The organism is Myxococcus sp. SDU36, assembly GCF_030168875.1.
In the GTDB taxonomy this organism is placed as follows: Bacteria; Myxococcota; Myxococcia; order Myxococcales; family Myxococcaceae; genus Myxococcus; species Myxococcus vastator.
Map to the genome: position 1 here is coordinate 299,889 of NZ_CP077414.1, position 23,373 is coordinate 323,261.

A 23,373-nucleotide genomic window follows, 5' to 3' on the forward strand; every position below is an offset into this window, starting at 1 on the left:
CGCGGATGGATGTCACGCCGCGTCCCGGACTCCGATAGCCTGGGGGCCTCGAAAGCCTTCGCAGGCGCCAAGGGGCCACGGCCGGTGTGGCCCCCTGGACACCCTGCGGGTCCGCTGACGCGCGGGGGACGCGTCAGAGCCGCGGGCGCCTGACCACAGCCCTCTCTTCCCCGGTGCGCGCGGGTCCGGCACGCCGCGTGAAGAACACGCGTCATCTTCTGGAGGAATCATGGGTTCGCAGTCCGTCGTCACGCATCGGCCACCGTGGGCGAAACGCTCGCGCTGGCTCCTCGCGGCCTTGTTGGTGAGCGCCACGCTCGCGGGCTGCAAGAAGGAACAGGAGTCCACCGAGACGCCCGCGACGCAGCCCCAGCCGCCCGTCGCCGCGCAGTCGGCGGACTCGGGGACGGACGTGGCGCGGACGCCGCAGCCCCCCGCGCCGGAGGTGCTGACGCCCGTCATCCGCGCGGTCTCCACCGGTGACGTGCTTCCGCAGGAGCTCGTCATCGAATTCCCTCGGGAGGTGCGCCCCCGCGATGGCTCGGTGCTGAAGGACACCGTCGTCACCATCACCCCGGACGTGCCGGGCAGCCTCTCCTGGTCCTCCCTGTCCACGCTGACGTTCACGCCGTCGGGCGAGGGCTTCGCCTTCGACACGAAGTACGCCGTCGCGGTGTCGTCGGTGGGGTTGGACTCGGGCGTGGTGAAGCCGCCCGCGGCTGGGGACTGGTCCCATGCGTTCACCACGCCGCCCTTCCAGTTCGTCCGGATGGTGCCGCGTCAGCTCGACACGGTGAAGGGCCGCGTGGAGGTGGAGGCCGTCTTCTCCGGCCCCGTGGACGTCGCCGCCTTGCGTTCGCGGGCGAGCTTCCGGGTGGGCGGGCAGGCGGTGGGCGACGTGAAGTGGCGCACCCTGCCCACCACGCGCAACGTCGTCAGCGCGCAGCTGACCAGCGGGCTGCTCAAGCAGGGCCGCACGGTGGACTTCAGCCTCCAGGCGGGACTGCCCGCCGCGTCGCAGGCGAAGGCCACGGCCCCCTCCGCGCGCGGCGCGTTCGAGCTGCGCGCCGGCAAGCGCATGGACATCACCCGCGTGTCCGTGGAGCAGGGCGGCACCGGCTTCTACCTCGAGGTGAGCTGCCGGGACGTGGACGGCGCCGCGCCGCCCTCTCCGCGCGAGACGGAGGGGTATGACCCGTACTACTGGGACCACCGCAACAAGGGCTGCACGCTGGATGACGGCATCGCCGCGGAGTCCATCCACCTGACGCCCGCCGTCAAGGTCGCCGTCGCGCCGTCGCGCCGCGGCTTCCGCATCTTCGGTGACTTCAAGCGCGGCTCCTACGCGCTGCGCATCGACGCGGGAACGACCTCGGTGGGCGGCGGCATGTTGCTGGCCACCTTCGAGGACGCCTTCGCCGTCCCCGCGCGCTCGCCGCAGCTGTCCTTCGCGACCACTGGCCGCTACCTGCCGCGCGGCGCGTGGCGCAACCTGCCGCTGCAGCACCTCAACCTGGACTCGGTGGAGCTCACCGTCCGCAACGTGCCGCCGGAGAACCTCGTCTTCTGGATGAGTGACGACCACCGCGAGCGCGCGGACGAGCGCACCTCCAACGTGGTGGCGAAGCGCACGCTGGCCCTCAAGTCGCCGCCGGACACGCTGACGACCACCTACGTGGACGTGGCCAGCCTGGTTCCGGCGAACACGAAGGGCCTGGTGGAAATCACCGCGAAGCAGAGCCACCACGTGGCGGCGAGCCGCATCCTCCTCACCAACCTGAGCCTGGTGGCCAAGCGCGGTGAGGCCGAGCCGCGCTCCAACGGCGCTGGTGAGGTCTGGGTGTGGGCGCTGGGCATGGAGAGCACCGAGCCGCTGTCGGGCGTGGAGGTCTCCCTGGTGAAGAAGAGCGGCGAGTCGGTGGCCCGCTGCACCACGGTGGCGGCGGATGGCTGCCGGCTCCAGGTGCCCGCGCCCGGCATCGACGACAGCGCGCCCTTCGCGCTCATCGCCCGTGACGGCGAGGAGCTGACGTACCTCAAGTACAGCGAACTGAAGACGGAGATCGCCAACGCGGACGTGCACGGCGAGCCCTACCGTTCGGAGAAGGCCTACCGCGCGTCGGTGTGGTCGGACCGGGGCGTGTATCGCCCGGGCGACACGGCGCACCTCGCCGCGGTGCTGCGGGGGCAGGACGACAAGGCGCCGCCGGTGGGCATGCCGGTGGAGCTGGTGGTGGTGGACCCGCGCGAGCGCGAGCTGAAGAAGGTGTCGCTGAAGACGAACGAGGCGGGCATGGTGACGCTGGACCTGCCCTTCGAGGCGTTCCAGGACACGGGCAGCTACCGCGTGGTGCTGAAGGTGGCGGACCGCGACGTGGCCCTCTACAGCATCAGCGTGGAGGAGTTCGTCCCGGAGCGCATGAAGGTGGAGGCGCGCACCGAGCAGGCCGGCTACCTCCAGGGCGAGGAAGTCCCGGTGGGCGTGGAGGCCGCGTACCTCTTCGGTGGCTCGGCGGAGGGCAGCCCGGTGGAGCTGACGTGCCGGCTGATTCCGTCCGCCTTCAAGCCGAAGGAGAACGCGCAGTACGCCTACGGGCTGTGGCGCCAGGACGGCAGCGAGCCCCGCCCCGTCACGCTGGGCCAGGTGCAGGGCACGCTGGACGCGAAGGGACAGGCCGTCCTTCGTTGCCCGGCCCAGGGCGCCATGGGGGCCCTGCGGGGCGCCGGGGCGCTGAGCGCGCTGGCCAGCGTCTTCGAGTCGGGCAGCGGCCGCTCCACCCTGGGCAGCGTGACGGTGCCGGTGCACCCGGAGGCCTACTACGTGGGCCTCCAGGGCAACACGGGCAAGGTCAAGGCCGGCAAGCCCTTCACGGTGAAGGGCGTGGTGGTGGACTGGGACGGCAAGCTGCTGGCCGCCTCGGACAAGACGCCCAAGTCAGTGGACGTGGAGTTCCTGCGCCTGGAGGAGGAGTACGGCTCCTTCTACGACGAGAACGAGGGCTACGAGCGCTACCAGCGCTACCTGCGCCCGGTGCGCGAGGGCCGCTCCACGGTGACGGTGAAGGACGGCCGCTTCTCGCTGGACGTGACGCCGGGCGCGGACGCCGCGGGCTACATCGTGCGCGTGCGCTCGGGCGGAGCCCAGACGGACCTGGAGCTGGAAGGGGAGGGCCGGTACTACTGGTGGGGTGAAGGCTCGCGCGTGGACCAGACGCCGCGCCCGCTCAAGCCCACGTCGCTGGACCTGGCGCTGCCGGCGAAGGGGCGCGTGGGACAGGCCATCACCGTGAAGCTGAAGTCACCCTACAAGGGCCGCATGCTCTTCACCGCGGAGACGGACCGCGTGCTCGCCTCCCACTGGGTGGCGGTGGAGCCCGGCGAGGTGACGTGGAGCTTCACGCCGTCCGCCTTCGCGCCCAACGTGTACGTGAGCGCCTTCCTGGTGAAGGACCCGCACCTGGAGTCCGCCGAGGCCTTCATGCCGGACCGCGCCTTCGGCGTGGGCAGCGTCACGCTGGAGCCGGTGGAGTACACGCAGACGGTGACGATGAAGGTGCCCAAGGAGGTGCGCTCCAACGATACCTTCACGGTGGACCTGGAGCTGGGCCCGCAGGAAGGCCCCACCTTCGCCACCATCGCGGTGGTGGACGAGGGCATCCTCTCCCTCACGCGCTTCCAGAGCCCGGACCCGCAGAAGCAGCTCTTCGCCCGGCGGGCGCTGGGCGTGGAGACCTACGAGACGCTGGGCTGGACGCTGCTGGTGCCGCCGGGAGGCGCGTCCCGCTCCACGGGTGGTGACGGGGAGGGCGGCGCGGACGGCCGCGTGCAGCCCGTCAAGCCCGTGGCGCTGTGGAGCGGCCTGCTGCCGGTGCCGGCCAACGGCAAGCTGCGCGTGCCCTTCAAGCTGCCCCAGTACCGCGGCGCGGTGCGGGTGATGGCGGTGACGGCGGGGCCGCAGCGCATCGGCCGCGCCAGCGCCCAGGTGCTGGTGCGCGACCCGCTGGTGCTCCAGACGACGCTGCCGCGCTTCCTCACGCAGCACGACGAAATCCAGGTGCCCGTCTTCGTCACCAACCTGTCCGGCAAGGCGCAGGACGTGAAGGTGACGCTCCACGCGGAGTCGCTGCCGGTGCCGGGGCTGGTGATGCCCGCGGCGGCCACCTCGCCGCTGCAGCTCCTGGGCAAGAGCGAGGGCACGGCGCGGGTGGCGGATGGCAAGTCCCACACCTTCGTCTTCCAGGCCCGCGCGGTGCAAGCGGTGGGCGCGGCGCGGCTGTCGGTGACGGTGGAGGGCGGCGGCCACACCTCGCGGGAGTCGCTGGACGTGCCGCTGTCTCCGGCGGGCCCGCGCGAGCGCCGGGTGCAGCAGATTGAGCTGGCGCAGGGGACGACGGACGTCTCTCAGTACCTCCAGGGCTGGGTGCCCACGACGGAGCGCTCCACGGTGTGGGTGACGGCCAACCCGTACGCGCGCTCGCTGCAGCACCTCTCGTACCTGGTGCAATACCCCTACGGCTGCGTGGAGCAGACGACGTCCTCCACCCGGCCGCTGCTGTACGTGTCCGAGCTGGTGAACGACGTGGACCCCACGCTGACCCGGGGCGCGTCCGTGGGGGACATGGTGCTGGCGGGCATCAACCGCGTCCTGTCCATGCAGACGCCGTCGGGCGGCTTCGGCTACTGGCCGGGCGCCACGGAGCCGGTGGGCTGGGGCTCGGCGTATGCCACGCACATGCTGCTGGACGCGCAGAAGCTGAAGTACCCCGTGCCGCAGGACCGGCTGAGCGACGCCCTCACGTGGATGTCCACCGAGCTGAACAAGCTCGAGGGCCGCCAGGGCCGCGACGCCATGTACACGGACAGCGCGGAGGCCTACATGCACTACGTCCTCTCCGTGGCCGGCAAGGGCCGCAAGGCGCGCGTGCAGAAGATGGTGGACGCGCTGGCGGCGCGGGCGCAGAAGCAGGCGCTCACGGGCGAGGAGCAGGAGCGGGACTACATGCTCAAGGCCTCGCTGTGGCTGGCGGGCGACCGGCGCTATGAGAAGGAGCTGCGCAACCCAGACTTGTCGCCCGTCACCGACGAGCGGAAGAACGACTGGTCCTTCTATTCGGACCGGCGCCGCCGCGGCTTCATGCTGAGCACCTTCCAGGACCTGTTCGGCAAGGACGCGGCGGGCGAGCCGCTGGCCCGCATGGTGGCCGAGTCCCTCCAGGCGCACCACAGCAACTGGTACACGACGCAGGAGCTGGTGTGGGGCATCACCGGCCTGGGCAAGCGGCTGCAGGGCACGTCCACCCAGTTCTCCGCGCCGGTGCTCAAGGCGGACGGCAAGGTGCTGACGCCGGTGCAGGACAAGACGGTGCGCTCGTCGGACCGGACGTGGGCCCTGGCCCGGGCCAGCGAGCGGCAGGGGCTCCAACTGGAGGTGACGTCCAAGGACGAGGGGCGGCTGTACCTCGTGCTCAGCAGCGAGGGCGTGCGCTCGGACAGCAAGCCCCGCACGGGCGGCGACGGCCTGGCGCTCACCCGCACCTGGCGCAAGCTGGACGGCACGGAGCTGGCCATGGGGCAGGCCCCGGTGGCGCTGGCGGACCTCGTCTACGTGGAGCTGGAACTCCGCAACACCACGGCCGAGCGCGTGCAGAACATCGCCCTGGTGGACCGGCTGCCGGCGGGCTGGGAAATCGAGAACGCGCGCCTGGGCCGGGGTGGCGCCACCGACTGGGTGGACCCGGCGTCGCTGTGGTCCGCGGACTACGTGAACATCCGCGATGACCGGATGGAAGTGTTTGGCAGCCTGGGGCCTCGCGAGTCGAAGAAGGTCGTCTACGCGGTGCGCGCGGTGACGGCGGGTGCCTTCACGCTGCCGTCGGCGGAGGCGGAGGCCATGTATGACCCGCGCCTGTGGGCGCGTGAGCCGGGCCGGACGATTCAGGTGTCCGGGCCGTGGAAGGACAACCTGCTGTAGCGCGCGGCGCGGGGAGACGCTCCTAGTCGAGCGTCTCCCACAGCGCGTCGAACGCGCGGCTGAAGGGCTGCACCAGCCGCGCGTCGTCGGACACCAGGACGTTCTCGTGGTTGTACTCGGCGGCCGAGCGCGTCCAGTTGTAGCTGCCCGTCACCAGCCGCAGCCGGTCGAACACGGCGAACTTGTGGTGCATGTGCGCGGACGTCCTGTCCAGGCGGACGGGGATGCCGGCGTCCCCCAGCCGCTCCATGTCGGAGCCCGGGTCCATGGCCTTGTCATCGTCACTCACCATCCGCATCCGCACACCGCGCCGGTGGGCCTCCAGCAGCGCGCGGGTGATGCGGTCATCCGTCACCGTGAAGACGCAGACGTCGATGGAGCCGCGCGCCGATTGGATTTGCTGGACGATGGCGTTGAGCGGGCCCTCGCCCGGAGAGAAGTGCGCCTCCATGCGCGACGTCTGCTCGGGCTCGGGCGCGTGCAGCGCCTGCACCGTCTCCTCCAGCCAGGAGATGACCTCCCGGGAGCGCGCGTCCTTCATCGACGCTCGCGCCAGGGCGAAGGCCCGGGAGCGGAAGAGGGTGAGCAGGGCCTCGCCTGCCCGCCGCTCCGCCAGGACGGCCTGCAATGCCTGCCGCTCGGTGGGGGTGAGCCGCCGGTCGTCGAGGATGGACGTCAGGATGGCGTCGATTTCAAAGGCATTCATCGCGCGTAGCATATGCCAGGGATTCATCGCCTCATGAGCCGTGCCCGTCGAATCATCCGGAAGCTGTTGCCCGCGGGCCTGGGGTTGTTGGGCCTCGCCGTGGCCGCGTGGCTGGCGGCCTGGCGCGTGCCCCTGCCGGCCCGGCTCTTCGCGCCCGCGTCGGTGGTGATGGAGTACCGGGACGGCACGCCGGCCCATGTCTTCCTGGCCCCGGACGAGCGCTGGCGCATCCCCACGCAGGTGAAGCGCGTGGACCCGGACTACGTCCAGGCCCTGCTGGCCCTGGAGGACAAGCGCTTCTTCCACCACCCGGGCGTGGACCCGCTGGCGGTGCTGCGCGCGGCGGCGCGCAACCTGTCCACGGGGCGGCGGGTGTCGGGCGCCTCGACCTTGACGATGCAGCTGGTCCGCGTGCTGGAGCCGCGGCCCCGCACCTTCACGTCGAAAATCATTGAGGCCTTCCGGGCGATGCAGTTGGAGGTGCGGCTGTCCAAGCAGGAGGTGCTCGCGGCCTATCTCCAGTTCGTCCCGTATGGGCGCAACGTGGAGGGCGTGGAGGCCGCCGCGCTGGCGTACTTCGGCCACACCGCGGCGAACCTGAGCCCCGCGGAGATTTCCACGCTGCTGGCGGTGCCGCAGAACCCGAACCGGCGCTTCCCCACGGCGCGGAACACGTCCCGGCTGAAGTCGGCGCGGGACGGCGTGGCGCGCAGGCTGCTGGACGTGGAGGCGCTTCCCCGGGGGCCCGAGGCGGCCCGTGTGTCGGCGCAGACGGTGCTGCGCGAGGTGCGCGACACGCCGGTGCCCACGGACCTGACGCCCTTTCCCCGCGAGGCGCCGCACGTGGCGGTGTGGCTGCGCACGCAGCGGCCGGAGCAGGCCCGGCTGCGCACCACGCTGGAGGCCGGCACGCAGCGGATGGTGGAGCGGTTGATGCGGGACGCGGCGCTGGGATTGGCGCCACGAGGCATCCACAACGGGACGGCGGTGGTGGTGGACCGGCAGCAGGCGGAGGTGCTCGCGCTGGTGGGCAACTTCGACTTCTTCGACCCGCGGCACGGCGGGCAGATTATTGGCTTCGCCACGCCGCGCTCACCGGGCTCGGCGCTCAAGCCCCTGCTGTATGCCATGGGCATCGACCTGGGGATGGTGGGGCCAGAGCAGCTGGTGGCGGACGTGCCCACGGCCTACGGCGGCTATGCGCCGCGCAACTTCGACGGCCGCTTCCAGGGGCTGGTGCGCCTGGAGTACGCGCTGTCCCAGTCGCTCAACATGCCCTTCGTGCGGCTCCTGGAGCGCGTGGGCGTGGAGCGCTTCCTGGGCGCCCTGCAAGCGGCGGGGGTCACCAGCCTGGTGCAGGAGCCCGGCTACTACGGCCTGTCCGCGGCGGTGGGCGGCATCGAGCTGACGCCGCTGGAGCTCGCGGGCGTCTACGTCGCGCTCGCGGGGGATGGGCGCGCGCCGCCCCTGCGGCTCCTCTTGGACGAGAAGGCGGGCGAGCCGGTGGAGGTGCTGTCCCCCGGCGCGGCGTGGCTGACGCGCCGGGCGCTGTCGCTGAAGGACAGGCCGGACTTCCCGGCGCGCCGGCGGCTGACGGGCATGCCAGCGCGCGTGCACTGGAAGACGGGGACCAGCTTCGGCCACCGCGACGCGTGGGCGGCGGGCTCGGGGCCCCGGCACACGGCGGTCGTCTGGCTGGGGAACTTCGACCACACGCCCAGCGTGCACCTGGTGGGCGCGGACGCGGCGGGGCCGGTGCTGTTCGACATCCTGGAGGGCGTGGGCCCGCGCGGCCTCAACCTGCCGGACGAGCGCGTGAATCCGCCGGATGACCTGGCCGTGGTGGAGGTCTGCGCCTATTCGGGGCACCTGCCGACGGACGCCTGCGTGCAGCGCAAGCACGTCTACGCGCGGCGCTCGGCGGTGCCCACCGCGCGCTGCCCGTACCACCAGCACGTGGAGGTGGACGTGGCCACGGGGCTGTCGGTGGGCCCCATGTGCCGGACGGGGCGGAAGACGCAGACGCGGGTGTACGTGACGTGGCCGGCCACCATCCGCCGCTGGCTGGAGGAGCAGCACCGGCGCCTGCCGGAGCCGCCCGCCGCCGCGCCTGGCTGCGAACCGGGAGGCGCGCGCGCAGCCCCATCCATCGTCTCCCCCGCGCCGGGACAGGTGGCCGTGCTGATTCCCGGCGTCCCGGCCTCGCAACAGGAGGTGCCGCTGGAGGCGGAGGCCTCACACGAGCGGGCGCTGACGTGGTTCGTGGACGGGGCCCTGCTGGGGACGGCGCGCGCCGATGAGCGCGTGTGGTGGACGCCGTCCGTGGGCTCCCACGAGATTCTCGTCACCGATGACCGGGGACTGAGCGCGAAGCGGACGCTGGAGGTCCGCATTCGGCCCTGAACCACGCGCGCGGCGCTCAGCGCACTTCCCAGCCCCGCGCGCCGCGCTCGTAGCGCCTGCCCGCGCCCAGGTCGCCGTAGAAGAGCAGGTCTTTCACGCCCACCACGGAGCGCCCGTTGAAGAGGCCAATCTCTCCGTTGGCGGGCATCTGGATGCCCAGCTGCGCGGCGTTGAGGCGGACGCGCTGCCCCGGGGCCACCGTCACGTCCGGCAGCACCGCGCCGATGGGCGCGCGCACCTGGGTGGGCAGGTGGCTGGGGCTCTGCGCCAGGCTGATGCGAAGCTGCGTCGTCAGCACCATGCCCGCCAGGGAGAGGGGCGCCGAGGTGCGGTTGCCCACCTCCACCCAGCCCTCGCGCGGGTGGACGGCCTCCAGCACCAGCGTGGGCCGCTGCTCCGCGAGCCGCTCCAGCTCCTTGAAGATGAAGCCGCGGCGCTCGCGCACGTAGCGCTTCAGGTAGGCGCGGCCCGCGGAGAAGCGGCCGTAGTCCATGAAGGGGTCGTCACGCATGTGCGGGTCGATGAGCGCATGGAGCTTGTCGATGTGCGCGTCCATGACTTCGCTGGTGAAGAGCTCCTCCATCGCCTTGTCCAGCCGCGCCTCCAGCCGCTCGCGCAGCACGGGGTTCATCACCACGCGGGTGGCCAGGTTGGAGAACACCGGCAGGTAGCCGGGGTACGAGGCCGTCTCCAGCTTGCGCTGCTCGTACATCTTCGCCACCCAGGCGTCGGTGAGGGTGAAGCTGAACAGCGGGTGGCGCATGTTGCTGGTGCTCTGGCTCATGTCCTCCACGCTGATGGGGTACCACCAGCGCGAGTCCACGTTGTTGAGGTCCCACGGGACGTAGGACCACTTCGCCACCGCGCGGTCGTAGATGAAGTAGCTCTCCGAGTCCTCCACGAAGTTGTTGGACATCAGCGCGTCCATCACCATGGCGCGCAGGTAGTGCTCCAGCTCGAAGCGCTTCTCCAGCTCGCTGACGAACTGGGGCTCGGGCGTGTGGTTGATGGCGCCCACCATCTCCCAGAGCTTGTCGTCCGGCTGGGACTCGTTCGTCTTCTTCGCCCAGTCACCCTGGTACGGCACCTTCACCATCTTGAATTCGCAGTCCTTCCAGCCGCACCGGTAGATGGTTGCATCCGTGTCGGCGTAGGCGTGCGCCCGCAGGAAGGCCTTGTTCACCTGCTCGATTTCCAGGAACACGCCCTGGTACACGCCGTTGACGTCGAGCCGCACCAGCGTGCCCTTCGAGGCGGGGACGCGCATGGCCTCCAGCAGGTCGAAGGCGAGCTTCTCCGCCAGCAGCGTCGCGTCCGCGTACTCGGCCACGAGGTTGAGTGACGTCCGCCCCTCGAAGCGCACGCCGTCCTCGAAGCTCACGTTCCAGCTCTTCTTCGGGAAGAAGCGCGCGGAGGCGCCCCGCAGGCGCACCTGCACGCGGTACGTCGTCCCGTTCGCCTTGAAGAGGCCGTCCTGCTCCGTCGTCCACGGGTCCGCCTCGAACCTCCGCATCGTCTCTTCGGGGATGATGAGCTCGTACCGCGGCACCGACGTCTGCGCGGGCGGCATCGCGAAGGGCCGCTCCGTCTCCGGCACGGGCGGCGGGGGCTCGGGAGGTGGGTCCACCGGTGGCGGGTCGACAGGAGGCGGGTCCACGGGCGGCGGTGGCTGTGCCGGCGGCGGCTCCTCCTCGCCAGGCGGAAGTCGCGGGTTCTCCACGCCCGGAGGGTCCTGGAGGGACGGGGGCCGCTCCGCCTGGGTTCCATTACAAGCCCACAGGCTCAGCAGCGGCAGGCACAGCAGCAATCGAGAAGGAGTCATCAACCCCGGCGCAAAGCAACGGTTGTGCCTGTTCCCAGGGCCACCCTTTGGTGAAGAGCGAACGCTTGAAGCGGCGCGCAGGCACCCGCCGTCGCGTGCAAGGGAAACGGATTACCCAACCTGGCTGCTCGTCCCACCCTGGAGGGAATGGGACGCGAAGGGGCCCCTGGCGGGGCAGGCGGCCGGGCTGAACGGGGCCCCTTTCCTCGGGTGGGCTGTGCACGGCGTGGGGCGGCGGTCCTAGCTTCTAGAGAAGAGGGGGCGCGCCGCGTCAGGGAGAGAGGGCCTCATATGGAATCGTGGAACCAGACGTCGTCCGACACCGTCCGTGTCCACACGCCGCTGGTGGTGAACCGGCGCATCGACGAGCACGTGGAGCGCTGCGTCCGGCACATGGCCGAGCGGGGGGACCGCGCGGAGATGACGCGCTACCTCGCCCGGCTGGAGCGCGAGTGGGACATCAACCGCGCCCTCGCCGTGGGCACGTCGGCCCTGGGCCTGCTGGGCCTGCTGCTGGGCCGGCGGGACGGCGGACGTTGGCGGGGGCTCACCGCGGTGGCGGGGGGCATGTTGCTCCAGCACAGCCTGTCCGGCTTCAGCCCGCTGTCCGAGCTGCTGCGCGTGCTCGGCGTGCGCACCCGCCGGGAAATCGACCTGGAGAAGTTCGCCATCAAGGCACTGCGCGGCGACTTCGAGCGCATTCCCATGGAGGGCGGGCCCATGGCCCGGGCCAACGCCGCCCTCGTCGCCGCGCAGTCCTGACGCCACTTCAGCGGCGCGGCGCGGTGTAGCCGCCTCCCAGGGAGGGCATCAGGGCCGGGGACATGGGCGTCGGCGCCGGGCCGACGCTCTTCCCGGTGTTCGCCTGGTCGAAGAAGCCGTTGAGGCCCGCGATGCCCAGCGAGAAGTTCGTCACCCAGCCCGGGTCCGGCTGGCCCGCCGCGGCGCCGACGTCGAACGGCCGCGCGAAGTGCAGGCGCAGCAGCAGGGGCCCCAGCGCGAGGTTGAAGCCGACGACGCCGTTCACCACGCGGTGGTTCCACAGGTCATCCCGGCCTTCGCCGACGCCGCCCGCGTCGATGGCGGCAATCGCCTCCAGGTCGCTGAGGAAGGCCACCCGGATGATGTCGTTGAGCGGCAGCTGCGCCTCCAGCGTGGAGTAGACGTAGTGCCGGCCGAGCAGCCACTGGATGTCGCCGAAGTTCACACCGCGCAGCGTGTCGAACGAGGACAGGAAGTAGGAGCGCGCGTACCGGCCTCCCAGCGTGGTGCCCAGGCCGCCGCGGATGAAGATGTTCGCGCGGCCGTAGATGGGGAAGTAGCGCTCCGCGTCCACGCGCACGTTGCCGTAGGCCTGGTTGTCGAAGGGCTGCACGCCCACCGTGGTCTCCAGCATGGCCGCGCTGCCGGACAGCGGGCCGGTGGCGTAGTGGTACTTCAGGCTGTCATAGCCAATCTGCCCGCTCAGCTCCGTCTGGAAGCGAATGGAGCGGTTGCGCGAGTTCCACTCCGTCAGCAGCTCGCGGTTGGCCGCGTTGCGCTCGGGGAAGAACAGCTCGAACTCCGTGTAGTCGTCCAGGAAGTACCGGGTGCCACCAATGGCCAGGTCGCCCTGCACGAAGAGGAAGGTGCTCAGCGGGTAGCGCACGCTGCCGAGCGCGCCGAAGAAGCGCTCACCCGACGTGAAGAAGGCGTTCTGCGCGCCCTCCTCGCCCTCGAAGGTGCGGTCCACGCGGAAGCGCAGGGACTGGAAGAGGCCGCCGCCCCACGTCATGCGCGACTTGTCGTTGACGTAGAGCAGGTAGCCGTCCGTCAGGTCGAAGCTGCCGTACACCGCCAGGGTGAGCAGGAACTGGTGGTCCTTCATGCGGTCACTGGCCGCCGCGAAGAGCTGGCCCACGAAGCCGCCGCCGCCCGCGCCCGCGAAGCCGAAGAAGGGACCGAACTCCAGGTTCTGCCGGGTGAAGGGCTCGTAGTTCGTCGCGTCCGTGAGGGGCCGCACCGCCAGCGGGTTGGGCGGCTCCGGCGGCGGCTCTGCGGGCACGTCCAGCGCCAGCATGCGCGGCGGGCGCAGCACCGCGGGCCGGCGCTCACCGGAGACGTGGAACAGCATCCACAGGCCGCCGTCCGGGCCAGGGCCGGGCTCGAAGACGCCCGTCGTCAGGTCCGTGCGCCGCACGATGCGGCCGTCCTTCGTCAGCTCGTGCAAGTCGGAGCTGCTGTTGTTGAAGGCGGTGAAGAAGAGGCGTCCGTCCGCCAGGGCCACCGGGGCCGTGTGGTCCCGCTCCTCGCTGGTGAGGCGCTCCACCTGCCGGGGCGCGTCCGGGCGCACGCGGAAGAGGTTGAACTGGCGGTGGGACGTCGCGTCCGACGTGAAGATGACGCCGGAGGGACCCCACGTCACCTCGCGCTCGGAGAACACGTCGTCGGTGAGCTGCAGCGGCGGGGCGTCCGGGCCCGCCTGCAGGTCGATGGCGTAGATGTCCCGCAGACCCGCGTCGTTGATGCCGATGAACGCCACCCACCGGCCGTCGGGCGAGAAGGCCGGCGAGTACGCCGCGAGCAGCCCGTGCCGGTCGATGCGGTACGCGGTGCGGCCACCCAGGCTCAGGTCGACCACCAGGCCCACCTCCCGGTCGATGCCGGTCCGGATGGCGTTGCGGCGCACCAGCACGTCCGAGCCTCGCTGCTCCGACTTGTGCGTGTAGTCCTGCACGTAGATGATGTCGCGCCCGGTGATTTCCGCGATGAAGGCCAGCTTGTCGTTCGTCAACGCGAAGCTGCGCCCGGAGATAGGGTGCAGCGACTCCACGCCCGGCACGCCGTCACCCGCCACCTTCACCGTCTTGTCCGGCACGCGCGGGTCCATGATGTACAGCCGGCTCTCACCCGTCTCCGGGACGATGGTGCGCAGCCCCAGCACGTTGCCCGAAGGCGAGGACGCCATGGCGGTGGTGTAGCCGGGCGCCTTGTCGAGCAGGTCCAACGACGGCGCGGACTGCTCGGACGCCAGGTACGTCTTGAAGGCCCGGCGCTTCAGCCAGTTCTCGAACCGCGCGGAGATGCGCTTGGGGTTGTCACCGGTGAGCCGCTCCAGCAGCTCCTCGAACTTGAGCGACGGTGAGTCGCGCGAGCCACCCGCCAGCCGCGGCGACTCCTCCAGCACGCGCTGGATGAAGCCAGCGCCGTACTCCTCTTCCAGGAAGGACACGCGGACCTGGCCCACCTTGTAGATCCACAGGTAGCCGTAGGGTCCGGGGGAGAAGAAGTCGAGGAAGGCGTAGCCCTTGAAGAGGTCCGGGTTCACCAGCAGGTCCCGCACCAGCATCTCCGCTTCCGGGTCCATGCCGCGCTTGGCGTAGAACTCGGCGAGCCCTTCGATGAACCACAGCGGAATGGCCTGCAGCGGGTCGCCGAACATCTTGGCCTGCTCGGCCACGGTGCGGACCTTCTGGATGGTGAACTGGTGCGCCAGCTCGTGGGTGCTGACCTCCTCGAAGAGGCGGTGGTCACCCAGGTACGGCAGCGTCAGCTTCAGGTCCTCGCCGGTGCTGGTGAGCCCCAGCGTGCCCTCGGACACGGCGAAGAGGTTGGTCTGCAGGAACTCCTGGTAGCTGCTGTAGAGGATGTAGGGGAACGTCTTGGTGGGCACGTACTTGAACTGGTCCACCAGGTACCGGTAGGCCTCCTCGATGAGCGGCGCCGCGCGCTCGGCCACCATGCGCTCACGCTCGTAGAAGTAGAAGCGCACCCCGCCCGACTTGTCCCCCAGCGACTTCGCGTAGGTGTAGTTGAACCCACCGTCCGCGCCCGCGAACACTGACTGGCCGCCGCCCAGCACCGTCCCGCCGTCATCGGAGTCGCTGGCCATCAGGTAGGTGGCGCCCGCGTCCTGCTCGCCGCCGTCGGTGCCACCGGCCGCCAGCGAGCCGCCGTCCTCCGTCCCCGCATCGGCCGTGGCCAGGGCGCCGCCGTCCTCCGTCCCCGCGTCCGAGGCCGCCAGGCCACGCTCCGGGGCGCCCCCGTCTTCACCCGTCGTCAAGGGCGGCACGCCCGCGTCGGCCGCGTCCCCGAGCACCACCGGCGTGCTGCCGGGCAGCCCCGTCTGGGACTGGGGCTCGGACGGGCCCCCCGTGGCCTCCGAGGGCGGACCGGCGGGAGGTGCCTTCGTGTCGCCCACATCCGGCGACGTGGTGGGCGCGCCCGGGTTGGCGCCGCCCGGGCTCTTCGGTGGTTGTTCGTGCGCCGTCCGCTCGGCGGGCTCCGCCAGACCCGTGGCCCCCGGGCCGACGAGGATGTCCGTGTGTCGCCACTCGAATTCGTAGCTGTTCACCGCCGTCTTCCCGGGCCTTCGGGGCACGACGTAGAACTGGGCAAGCGCGAGCCCCGGGAAGAGCAGGACGAGCAGGGCAGCGGCGAGGGGACGGGGGTTCACTGAAGGCACCTCTGTGGGTGGGGTACCGGCAAGACTACACCTGCCTGGGAGGCTGCCTCCCAGCGGCCGGGGTATACAAGCGCCCTGGCGATTTCTTTCCGTTTACTTGACGGGCGGTGGGCATCGCTCCCTTGGAGACCGGAGGAGCGCGCTGTTTCGTCGGGTGCTGGCGCCGGATGATATGCAGGGGGGCATGAAACGCCTCCTCGCATTCACCAGCACCCTGGCGCTCGCCACCGCTTGCGGCAATGACAATCCGTCCGCTCCCAAGGCGGAGTGTCAGGTCGAGGCCATCGATGTGTCGGCCTGCCAGCTTTCAAGCCTCGCGGCCGTACAACCCGAGGGCATCTGGAACCTCAACATCAACCTCAACGACGGCTCCGGTGCCGCGGCCGCCATGCGGTTGTCGGGAGGGGGCAGCAACACCCAGATGCTGCTGGGCGTCACCGCCACGGAGCGGCAGAGCACCCCGGAGTCGTTCTTCCTGGCCAGCGAGTTCCAGGACGCCAACGGCTTGACGATCCGCTTCGCCGCCGCCGGGTGTTCCTCGACCGGGCCCGGGCAGATGTCAGGCATCTTCCGGCGCTGCGCCAACGGGACGGCGGACCTGAAGGGCACCTTCGACGCCGTCCGGGTGGGCCGCCGCGCGGGTGAAGAGGAGCGCTCCGGCGTGGCGCTGGTCGGCGAGGTGAAGCTGACGGACGCCACGGTCACCAACGTCGCGGTGGCCCATGGCCACGCCTACGTGACGGCGGGGGCCAAGGGGCTCGTCGTGTTCGACCTGAGCGACCCCGCGCAGCCGCGCCAGGTCCGCCTGTCCGAGCCGTCCAACGACTTCTTCACGGACGCGCTGGTGAACGGGAGCACGCTCTACGTGGGCAGCCGCCGCAGCGGCGTCATCGTGTTCGACATCACCAACCCTGCGGTGCCCGTCCGTCTGCGCTCCGTCCCCGAGTCCGTGGTGGAGGTGAACTCCCTCGCGCTGGACGGAGACGTCCTGTACGCGGCGTCTCCGGCGCCCAACTCGGAGGTGTACGTCTACGACGTCGCCACGCCCGCGGAGCCGACGCAGCTCAGGCGGTACTTCGTCGAGGGCGCGGAGCCGCGGGCGGGTGAGGTGCCCTTGCACGTCGCGGCGATGGGCGGCCGGCTCTACGTGAGCAACTGGTCCTTCGGCATGACCGTCTCGGACGTCACCAACCCATCGAGCCCGAAGCTGCTGGGCCGCTTCGCCAACACCCCGTCGCGCGCCACGGCGGTCGGCATGGTGGGAGACCGGCCCTACGCGTTCGACGCGGGCGAGGACTGGGGCGCGCACCTGAGCGTGCTGGACGTGAGCGCGCCGGCCACGGTGGCCCGGACGGGTGAGTTCCGGACGCGCCCGGAGGTGTCCATCCGCGCGGTGGCGTTCGCCGGGACGAAGGTCTACCTGGCCTATGGTCAGGACGGCCTGCGCATCGTGGATGTGTCCGTCCCCGGCTCGCCCCAGCAGGTGGGTTACTACAACACCTGGCGGGAGACGGACGCGGGCCACGGCGTCGCGTTCCTCGAAGGCCTGAGCAAGGTGCACGTGCCGGGCGACGGCTTCGTGTACGCGACGGATTCCTCGCGAGGCCTGCTCATCTTCCGCGAGACGACGGAGTAGGCTGTCTGGATGAGCGACACCCCGACGCGGTCCTGCGGCAGGTGCCAGACGCTTCCTTCCCTCGCAGAGGGCGCCGGGCGTCTGTTCCTGTGGAGCCCGGTGGGGCACAGCCAGGGGCGGCTCCTGTCCTTCCTCCGGGAAGCGCGGCACGAGGTCCAGGTGCGCGCCGAGGTCCACTGCGTCGAGGTGCGGGTCCCGGAGGCGGCGCTGTCGCCTCTGGCCTCGAGCCTGTTGGCCGCGCTCACGCAGGAGGAGGCGCGGGCCACCCGGGCGCTGTTCATGCTGGGGGAGGCGGAGCCCGGGCTGGGTGACTATGCCCGGGTGGGCTCACTCCAGCGGCTCGCCAGGCGGACGCGGGCGGGGTGGCTGGTGGCGCTGCTCTCCGAGGAGCGGCTCACCACGCACTTCCAGCCCATCGTCCATGCGCAGGACACCCGTCGCATCTTCGCGCACGAGGCGTTGATGCGGGGCCTGGAGCCGGACGGCGCGCTGGTGCCGCCCGGACGGATGATGCAGACGGCGCGCGAGGCGGACCTGCTGTTCCAGTTGGATCTGGCGGCGCGCACCACGGCCATCCGGCAGGCGGTGAAGCACGGACTGGACACGCACCTCTTCATCAACTTCACGCCCACGGCCATCTACGACGCCACGTTCTGTCTTCGCTCCACGGTGGAGGCCATCCACGCGGCGGGCATTGCGCCGGAGCGTGTCGTGTTCGAAATCATCGAGACGGACCAGACGACGGATGCGGAGCATCTGCGCGGCATCGTGGACTTCTACCGCAAGACGGGGTTCCAGGTGGCGCTGGACGACCTGGGGGCGGGCTTCTCGTCGCTGAACCTCATCCACCAGTTGCGTCCGGACATCATCAAGCTGGACATGGAGCTGGTGCGTGACGTCCACCTGGACCCGTACAAGGGCTCCATCGTGGAGAAGCTCCTGGAGATTGCGCGGACGCTGGGCATCCGCACGGTGGCGGAGGGCATCGAGACGCACGAGGAGCTGCGCTGGGTCCGCGCGCACGGGGTGGACTTCGTGCAGGGCTATCTCATCGCCCGGCCGCAGAGCCCCCCCGTGGGGGCGACGCCGTCGTTCACGGATTGAGCAGCACGTTGCCCGTGGCCTGCCGCTCGAGGTTGGCGGCGCGGAGGAGGCTCAACTGGGCGCCCGCCTCCTGGAGGGCGAGCCGGGCATTGTAGCCGTCGCGGTTGTTGACGAAGCCACGGGCGAGATTGAGCGCCGCACGCAGGCGCTCCGCGTGGACGACGACGGTCCCCTGGCCGTCCGCCTCCGCGCTGTCACGCAAGTCGGCGAAGGCGTTGTCGGCGATGTCGAGCGCATTGACGACGTCCAGCTCTCCCTGTTCCAGCGCCGTGTCCGCCGCGAGCATCCACTGGCTGGCGGTCTGAATCTGGGTCAGCCGCTCCTGTCGCGCCTGCTCCACGTCGACCGCGCGGTCGCCGTAGGTGTCCACCTGGAGTTGCACGGCCTGGTTGCGCACGGTGAGGTCGGCGTCGCGCTCGTTGAGCTGGGCTTCGAGCTGCTTCATTCGCTCACGCAGTTGCTCCAACTGCTGCGCGGGCGGCGGCGGGTTCGTGTCCGGTGCTCCCGCGCCGCCGGTGCCCGGCTGGTTGTTCACGGGTGTCACGGTGGGCGGCGTGCCAATGGGCTCGGAGCGGCCAATGGGCTCCGAGCGGCCAATGGGCTCCGAGCGGCCAATGGGCTCGGAGCCGCCAATGAAGGCCGGCGTCAAGGGGGCGGGGGAGGGGACTGCGCTGGTCGCTTCCGTGCCGTCCTGGCCCGTGGTGGGGCCCTGCCGGAGGGGCGTCTGAGCGCCGGACGTGCCCGTGCTGCCGAGGTTCTGCTGCTCCGGAGGAACGGTGTTCTCAGGGGGCGCTCCGCTGACGTCCTGTGAGCCCGTCGTGCCGGAGCCTCCTGTGCCCGTGCCGCTCAGGTCCTGCTGACCGACGTTGCCAGCGCCACCCGGCCCAGCGCCCTGTTGGTCAACGGTTCCGGTTCCGCTCACGTCCTGTTGCTCGACGGTGCCCGCGCCGGTGGTGCCACGGCCGTCCTGCCCCGTCCCACCCGCGCCGTTCGCCGTCCCACCCGGGGTGTCCTGTCCCGTCGCGGTGCCGTCATCCACCAGCTGCTGTCCGCTCCCACCCATCGCGGCCTGCTCCTGTTGCAGCGCCTCCAGGGGCGAGGGAATCGGCTCGTAGGTCTGCGCGGCCTCCTCGGTGGCGACCTGTCCCGTCGTCGGCGGTGGCGCGCCGTCGGGCAGGACGGGTGTCAGCACGAAGTCGAGCTGCGATGCATCCTCCGGCATCTCATAGACGTAGCCCGCTGGGGGCCTCAGCCCTTCAATCTCTTCCGCCGCCTGCTGGTTCGCGTCCTGGAGCGCCGCTGCGGCCGGGTCCCGGATGGAGGGGTCCTCGGGGGGAATCATGACTGGCGCGCTCGGCGACTGGCCGAGGCCCAACCCTGCAGCGATGGCAATCCAAAGGCGCATGGGGAAAAACCTGTCCATCCGTCTGGCCGCGGACACCCCAACTGCCTGTGCGGCGCTCGGAGGGTCGCTCGCAGGGCGGGCATCCCGAACCTGCCTGCCCGAGCCCTGAAAACACCGAAGGCCGCGCTCCCAGCAGCAGGGGAGCACGGCCCTCGGGCACCTCAGGACGCCGCGATGGACTCAGAGGCTGATGCGGAGCCCCGCTCCTAGCTGGAACGTCGGCGCGGGCACGGAGAAGGCCGGAATCGGCTGCCCGTCCACGACGAGCCCCTCCGGCACGTCAATGGCCAGCCGGAGCTCACCGCCGCGCCGTCCGTAGTTCACCGAGCCGTACGCCTCCACCGTGAGATACGTGAGCGCGCGGTGCATCACGTTGAGCCGCGTGGTGAACGAGCGGTCCGACAGGTTGCCCAGCGTGAACAGGTTGAAGGACGTCCGCTCCAGCGGCCCCGGCCGGTCCAGGAAGACGTAAGCGGCGCCGTAGTGCCGTCCCAGGTAGAGCGGGTTGAAGGCGTCCTTCAGCAGCAGGTACGGATACCCGAACGAGCCGGTGTAGCCCGTGGAGTTGAAGAAGTACTCCACGCCCAGCACGGCCAGGTCGTTCTCCCCATAGGGGAAGCTGTAGGTCGCGCCCGCCGTCATCTGCGGCGTGAGCCCCGAGGGAATGTACGCCTCCACCTGGACACCGTTCTGCGCGATGTCCTCGAGCGTCGTCCCCTCCGGGATGCGGTACAGCGGCCGGTCCGTGCCTTCCTTCAGCGCCACTTCGGCGTAGACATCCAGCGGCCCCAGCGGCGAGGACACGTCGAGCCCGAAGCGGGGCTTGCGTCCGTTCTGCGCCACCGCGCTGGCGCCCAGCTCCGCGGACCCCACCATGACCTCCGCGCGCAGCGCGCCGCCCAGACGGCCCAGCCGGTTGACCGGGTCGCTGCCGCCAGCCTGGGACGTGGGGCTTCCGCTCGGGTCGGTGATGGCGCCCACGTCCGTGCCCAGGTCATCCATGACGAGGATGCCGTACACGTTCCAGCCCCTGGACTCCCAGGGCACGTGCACCTTCAGCATGGACACGCCCGTGCGCAGGTCCACGAAGGCCAGCGGATCCCTGCGTTGAGGCGACAGGAAGTCGGTGGGGTTCCAGATCTGCCCGGTGCCCCACTTCACGTGCTGCTTGCCCACGGTGAAGAACACCGTGTGCTCCAGGTCGAAGCGCAGCCACGCCTGGTCCAGCAGCACGCGCGGGTTCGCCGGGGCGTCCTGCGTGGTCCGCGGCGGCATTGCGGGGTCGTAGTTCAAGCGTCCCACGACGAAGCCACGGATCCGGTCCGACGGGCGCGCGTCGAGGTAGCCGTCCACCAGCGTGGGGGCGGAGAAGGACGTCTGGCGGAGCGAGGTGTTCTCACTGCCCGCCATGAAGCCGCGCAGGTAGAACTGCCCGCCAATCTTCAGCGGATCATCCAGCACGTCCTCGGTGTCGAAGGCGCTCCGGGTCGCCGGGCCGTTCAACACGTCCGCGTCCCGGTCCCCGGCCGGCTCGGTCAGCGGCGGCTGCCGCTCCGTGGCGCCACCGGTGGTGCCGGGGTCCACGTCCGCCGCCGGCTCCGAGCCTTCACCGCCGAAGAGGGCATCCTCGTCGGGCCGGCCCGAGTCCTCGCCCGCGGGCGCCTCCGCGGGCGGCTCCTCCTGTCCGCCTCCGAAGAGCGCGTCCTCATCGGGCCGCTCCTCGGACTGGGCCCACGCGGACGCGCCGGTGAGGGCCGCGGCCAGCGCCGCGGCCAGGGTGAGCGTGCGCGGGCTCATCGGCTCTTGCTCTCGAGCCACGCCTTGGTGAAGAGGTTGGCTTCCAGCGAGCGCAGGTCCACCGTCTTGACGAGGATGGTGGTGGAGTTGCCCTTCTCGATGTCGTCGTAGATGCGCATCTCCTCCGGAATCCAGACGTCGTCCTTCTTGGACTCGCTGAACATCTTCTTCCAGCGGGGGTAGAGCGCCGTGCGCATCTTCCGGCCAGACAAGGCGTACTCCTCCCGCTTGAGGATGTTGCCGGACGCCTTGTCCACCCAGAGCTTGAGGACGGGGTAGGCCACGTCCACGCCGGGCTTGACCTTCAGCGACAGCAGGTGGGCCGTGTACTTGCCCAGCTTCGCCTCGCCCTCATAGGACGGGTCATACTCCTCGGCCAGCCGCGACTCGTCGAAGTCCGCGCGGCGGCTGTCGGTGCCGGCGATGCGCTCGCGCTCGGTGCGGCGCTCCCAGCGGCCCACGCTGGGGTTGTAGTTCCAGAGGTTCTTGTCCAGCCGCAGGTAGCCCTTGCCCGCCTCCGCCTTGGGCTTGGTGAAGAGCATCATCAGCTTGTCGTCCTCGTCGCGGCGATAGACGACCAGCTCGTAGACGAGGTCCGCCTTCCCCTTCTCCTTCTGCTCCAGGTACACCATCGCCTTGTAGTCGCCGCCGTTGCGCTGGCGGTCGTCGATGGTGGCCAGCAGCTTCACCTGCTCGGCCGGCTCCAGCGCCAGGGCGGCCGGAGCGGACAGCAGCGACACGGCCAGCGCCGCGGCGGACAGCATGTTCTTGAGGCTCATGGGTTCACCCGATGTGGTGCATCGCCGTCACCGGCTTGAGCCGCGCGGCGAGGAATGAGGGAATGAGCGAAATGGCGGTGGTGCACGCGGTGATGAAGGCCATGGCACCCAGGATGGACGAGGGGTGCACGGCCAGATTCAACGTGTCCGACATGATGAACACCGCCACCACCTCCGGGACGTGCACCGCCATGGCGTTGACGGCCAGGCACAGCACCAGCCCCGCGCTGGCGCCCGCCAGCGTGCCCAGCGTGCCCAGCAGCAGGGCCTCGAAGACGAACATCAGCAGCACGCGCGTGCGCTGCATGCCAATGGCGCGCAGGGTGCCAATCTCCCGGGTGCGCTCCCGGATGGCAATCCACAGCGTGTTCATGATGCCCACGCCGATGATGACCATCAGCACGAAGATGAGCACCCCGGTGAGGCTGTTGAGCGCGGTGAGCGTCCAGGTGATGAAGGAGATTTCGTCCTCCCAGTTCGTGATGTCCAGCCGCTGGCCCGTCCAGGCCTCGCGGTTGACGGTCTCGAACTTCATGAAGAACGCGCGCGGGTCGTGGTCCATCACCGTGTGCCCCGCGGCCGTCAGCGTCTGGCGCAGCCGGGCCTGCACCGCCGGCACGTGCTGGATGTCCTTCAGGTAGAGCAGCAGCGCGCCCGCGGTGTCGCTCTTGAACTGGTACAGCGAGCGCAGCGTGTCCGCCGGCACGAAGATGCCGAAGTCGCTCAGCATGCCCATGTCCGCCGCGATGGCCACCACGCGCGCGTCCACCGTGTTGCTGGCGCCTCGCAGCGTCTGGGCGGCCAGCGTCACGGATTCGCCCACCTGGACGTTCAGCTTCTTCGCCTGCTTCTCGAAGAGCAGCACCGTGTCGGGCTCGGCCAGGCCGTCCAGCGCGCCCGCGCGAAGCTGCAGCACCTGGCGGAGGCCCGGCTCGGACTGGATGTCGATGCCGCCCACGCCCACCTGCATGGAGGATGTCTCGCTCACGAGCTTGAGCCAGCCCCGGCCGCGCTGGACGGCGAACTCCAGCTCCGGCACGTCCTTGCGGATCTGCTCCAGGATGGCCGGGTAGCCCGTCACGACGGGCGCCGCCTGGCCCGCCGTCACCTTGTAGAAGCCGGCCACGTTGACGTGGCCGGTGGACAGCGTGGTGGCGGAGCGGAGCATCGACTCCTTCATGCCCGTGGACAGGCCCATGAGGATGACGAGCAGCGCGGTGACGCTGGCGATGGCGCCGCCCAGCAGCAGGGTGCGTCTGCGGTGGGTGCCGAGGTTGCGGAATGCGATGAGGAAGAGCTGGAGCAT

12 protein-coding genes are annotated in these 23,373 nt (G+C 70.6%); 5 read left to right on the plus strand and 7 right to left on the minus strand.

Annotation, left to right across the window (positions count from 1 at the left end):
- Nucleotides 1-229 precede the first annotated feature (229 nt).
- A complete protein-coding gene (locus KGD87_RS01220) occupies nucleotides 230-5,971 on the plus strand; it encodes an alpha-2-macroglobulin family protein (RefSeq protein ID WP_284665758.1) in 5,742 nt (1,913 codons plus the stop codon).
- A 22-nt stretch (nucleotides 5,972-5,993) separates the two neighbouring features.
- Here KGD87_RS01220 and KGD87_RS01225 read toward each other — a convergent pair whose 3' ends face one another.
- Entirely contained in the window at nucleotides 5,994-6,677 is a 684-nt protein-coding gene (locus tag KGD87_RS01225) for a phospholipase D-like domain-containing protein (protein WP_350102657.1), read from the minus strand.
- 33 nt (nucleotides 6,678-6,710) lie between these two features.
- Between KGD87_RS01225 and pbpC the strand changes: the two genes are divergently transcribed.
- Entirely contained in the window at nucleotides 6,711-9,080 is a 2,370-nt protein-coding gene (pbpC, locus tag KGD87_RS01230) for a penicillin-binding protein 1C (RefSeq protein WP_284665760.1), read from the plus strand.
- A 16-nt stretch (nucleotides 9,081-9,096) separates the two neighbouring features.
- On the opposite strand, the gene KGD87_RS01235 is transcribed toward pbpC, so the two are convergent.
- Entirely contained in the window at nucleotides 9,097-10,902 is a 1,806-nt protein-coding gene (locus KGD87_RS01235; RefSeq protein ID WP_284665761.1) for a CotH kinase family protein, read from the minus strand.
- A gap of 291 nt (nucleotides 10,903-11,193) precedes the next feature.
- Between KGD87_RS01235 and KGD87_RS01240 the strand changes: the two genes are divergently transcribed.
- Nucleotides 11,194-11,664, plus strand: a complete 471-nt coding sequence (locus KGD87_RS01240) for a hypothetical protein (RefSeq protein WP_284665762.1) — start codon at nucleotides 11,194-11,196, stop codon at nucleotides 11,662-11,664.
- Nucleotides 11,665-11,671: 7 nt separating this feature from the next.
- Here the strand turns inward: KGD87_RS01240 and KGD87_RS01245 are convergent, their stop codons facing one another.
- The gene (locus KGD87_RS01245; protein WP_502887993.1) at nucleotides 11,672-15,346 is read right to left on the minus strand and encodes a TolB family protein; all 3,675 of its coding nucleotides are present in this window, start codon (nucleotides 15,344-15,346) and stop codon (nucleotides 11,672-11,674) included.
- A gap of 184 nt (nucleotides 15,347-15,530) precedes the next feature.
- On the opposite strand from KGD87_RS01245, the gene KGD87_RS01250 reads away from it, so the two are divergent.
- Together KGD87_RS01250 and KGD87_RS01255 are read left to right on the plus strand one after the other, a co-directional pair.
- Nucleotides 15,531-16,982: an LVIVD repeat-containing protein gene (locus KGD87_RS01250; protein ID WP_284665764.1), complete on the plus strand. Its 1,452-nt coding sequence runs from the start codon at nucleotides 15,531-15,533 to the stop codon at nucleotides 16,980-16,982.
- 9 nt (nucleotides 16,983-16,991) lie between these two features.
- Complete coding sequence (locus KGD87_RS01255) at nucleotides 16,992-18,086, plus strand: EAL domain-containing protein (protein ID WP_284665765.1); 1,095 nt, start codon at nucleotides 16,992-16,994, stop codon at nucleotides 18,084-18,086.
- On the opposite strand, the gene KGD87_RS01260 is transcribed toward KGD87_RS01255, so the two are convergent.
- From KGD87_RS01260 to KGD87_RS01275, 4 genes are all read right to left on the minus strand, one after another.
- Nucleotides 18,076-19,428: a hypothetical protein gene (locus tag KGD87_RS01260; protein WP_284665766.1), complete on the minus strand. Its 1,353-nt coding sequence runs from the start codon at nucleotides 19,426-19,428 to the stop codon at nucleotides 18,076-18,078. The two genes, KGD87_RS01255 and KGD87_RS01260, sit on opposite strands and share 11 nt — an antisense overlap.
- Before the next feature lie 243 nt (nucleotides 19,429-19,671).
- Entirely contained in the window at nucleotides 19,672-21,288 is a 1,617-nt protein-coding gene (locus KGD87_RS01265; protein ID WP_284665767.1) for a hypothetical protein, read from the minus strand.
- Nucleotides 21,285-22,067 carry an outer membrane lipoprotein-sorting protein gene (locus KGD87_RS01270; protein ID WP_284665768.1) on the minus strand — a complete coding sequence of 261 codons (783 nt, stop codon included), beginning with the start codon at nucleotides 22,065-22,067 and terminating at the stop codon, nucleotides 21,285-21,287. The genes KGD87_RS01265 and KGD87_RS01270 overlap by 4 nt, the downstream gene beginning before the upstream one ends.
- Nucleotides 22,068-22,071: 4 nt before the next feature.
- On the minus strand, nucleotides 22,072-23,373 hold the full coding sequence (locus tag KGD87_RS01275; protein ID WP_284665769.1) for an ABC transporter permease: 1,302 nt from the start codon (nucleotides 23,371-23,373) through the stop codon (nucleotides 22,072-22,074).

Excerpts from the sequence above, each read along its gene's own strand:
- KGD87_RS01220 (WP_284665758.1), top strand. The coding sequence starts at position 230 with ATGGGTTCGCAGTCCGTCGTCACGCATCGGCCACCGTGGGCGAAACGC.
- KGD87_RS01225 (WP_350102657.1), bottom strand. The coding sequence starts at position 6,677 with ATGAATGCCTTTGAAATCGACGCCATCCTGACGTCCATCCTCGACGAC.
- pbpC (WP_284665760.1), top strand. The coding sequence starts at position 6,711 with ATGAGCCGTGCCCGTCGAATCATCCGGAAGCTGTTGCCCGCGGGCCTG.
- KGD87_RS01235 (WP_284665761.1), bottom strand. The coding sequence starts at position 10,902 with ATGACTCCTTCTCGATTGCTGCTGTGCCTGCCGCTGCTGAGCCTGTGG.
- KGD87_RS01240 (WP_284665762.1), top strand. The coding sequence starts at position 11,194 with ATGGAATCGTGGAACCAGACGTCGTCCGACACCGTCCGTGTCCACACG.
- KGD87_RS01250 (WP_284665764.1), top strand. The coding sequence starts at position 15,531 with ATGAAACGCCTCCTCGCATTCACCAGCACCCTGGCGCTCGCCACCGCT.
- KGD87_RS01255 (WP_284665765.1), top strand. The coding sequence starts at position 16,992 with ATGAGCGACACCCCGACGCGGTCCTGCGGCAGGTGCCAGACGCTTCCT.
- KGD87_RS01260 (WP_284665766.1), bottom strand. The coding sequence starts at position 19,428 with ATGATTCCCCCCGAGGACCCCTCCATCCGGGACCCGGCCGCAGCGGCG.
- KGD87_RS01265 (WP_284665767.1), bottom strand. The coding sequence starts at position 21,288 with ATGAGCCCGCGCACGCTCACCCTGGCCGCGGCGCTGGCCGCGGCCCTC.
- KGD87_RS01270 (WP_284665768.1), bottom strand. The coding sequence starts at position 22,067 with ATGAGCCTCAAGAACATGCTGTCCGCCGCGGCGCTGGCCGTGTCGCTG.
- KGD87_RS01275 (WP_284665769.1), bottom strand. The coding sequence starts at position 23,373 with ATGCTCCAGCTCTTCCTCATCGCATTCCGCAACCTCGGCACCCACCGC.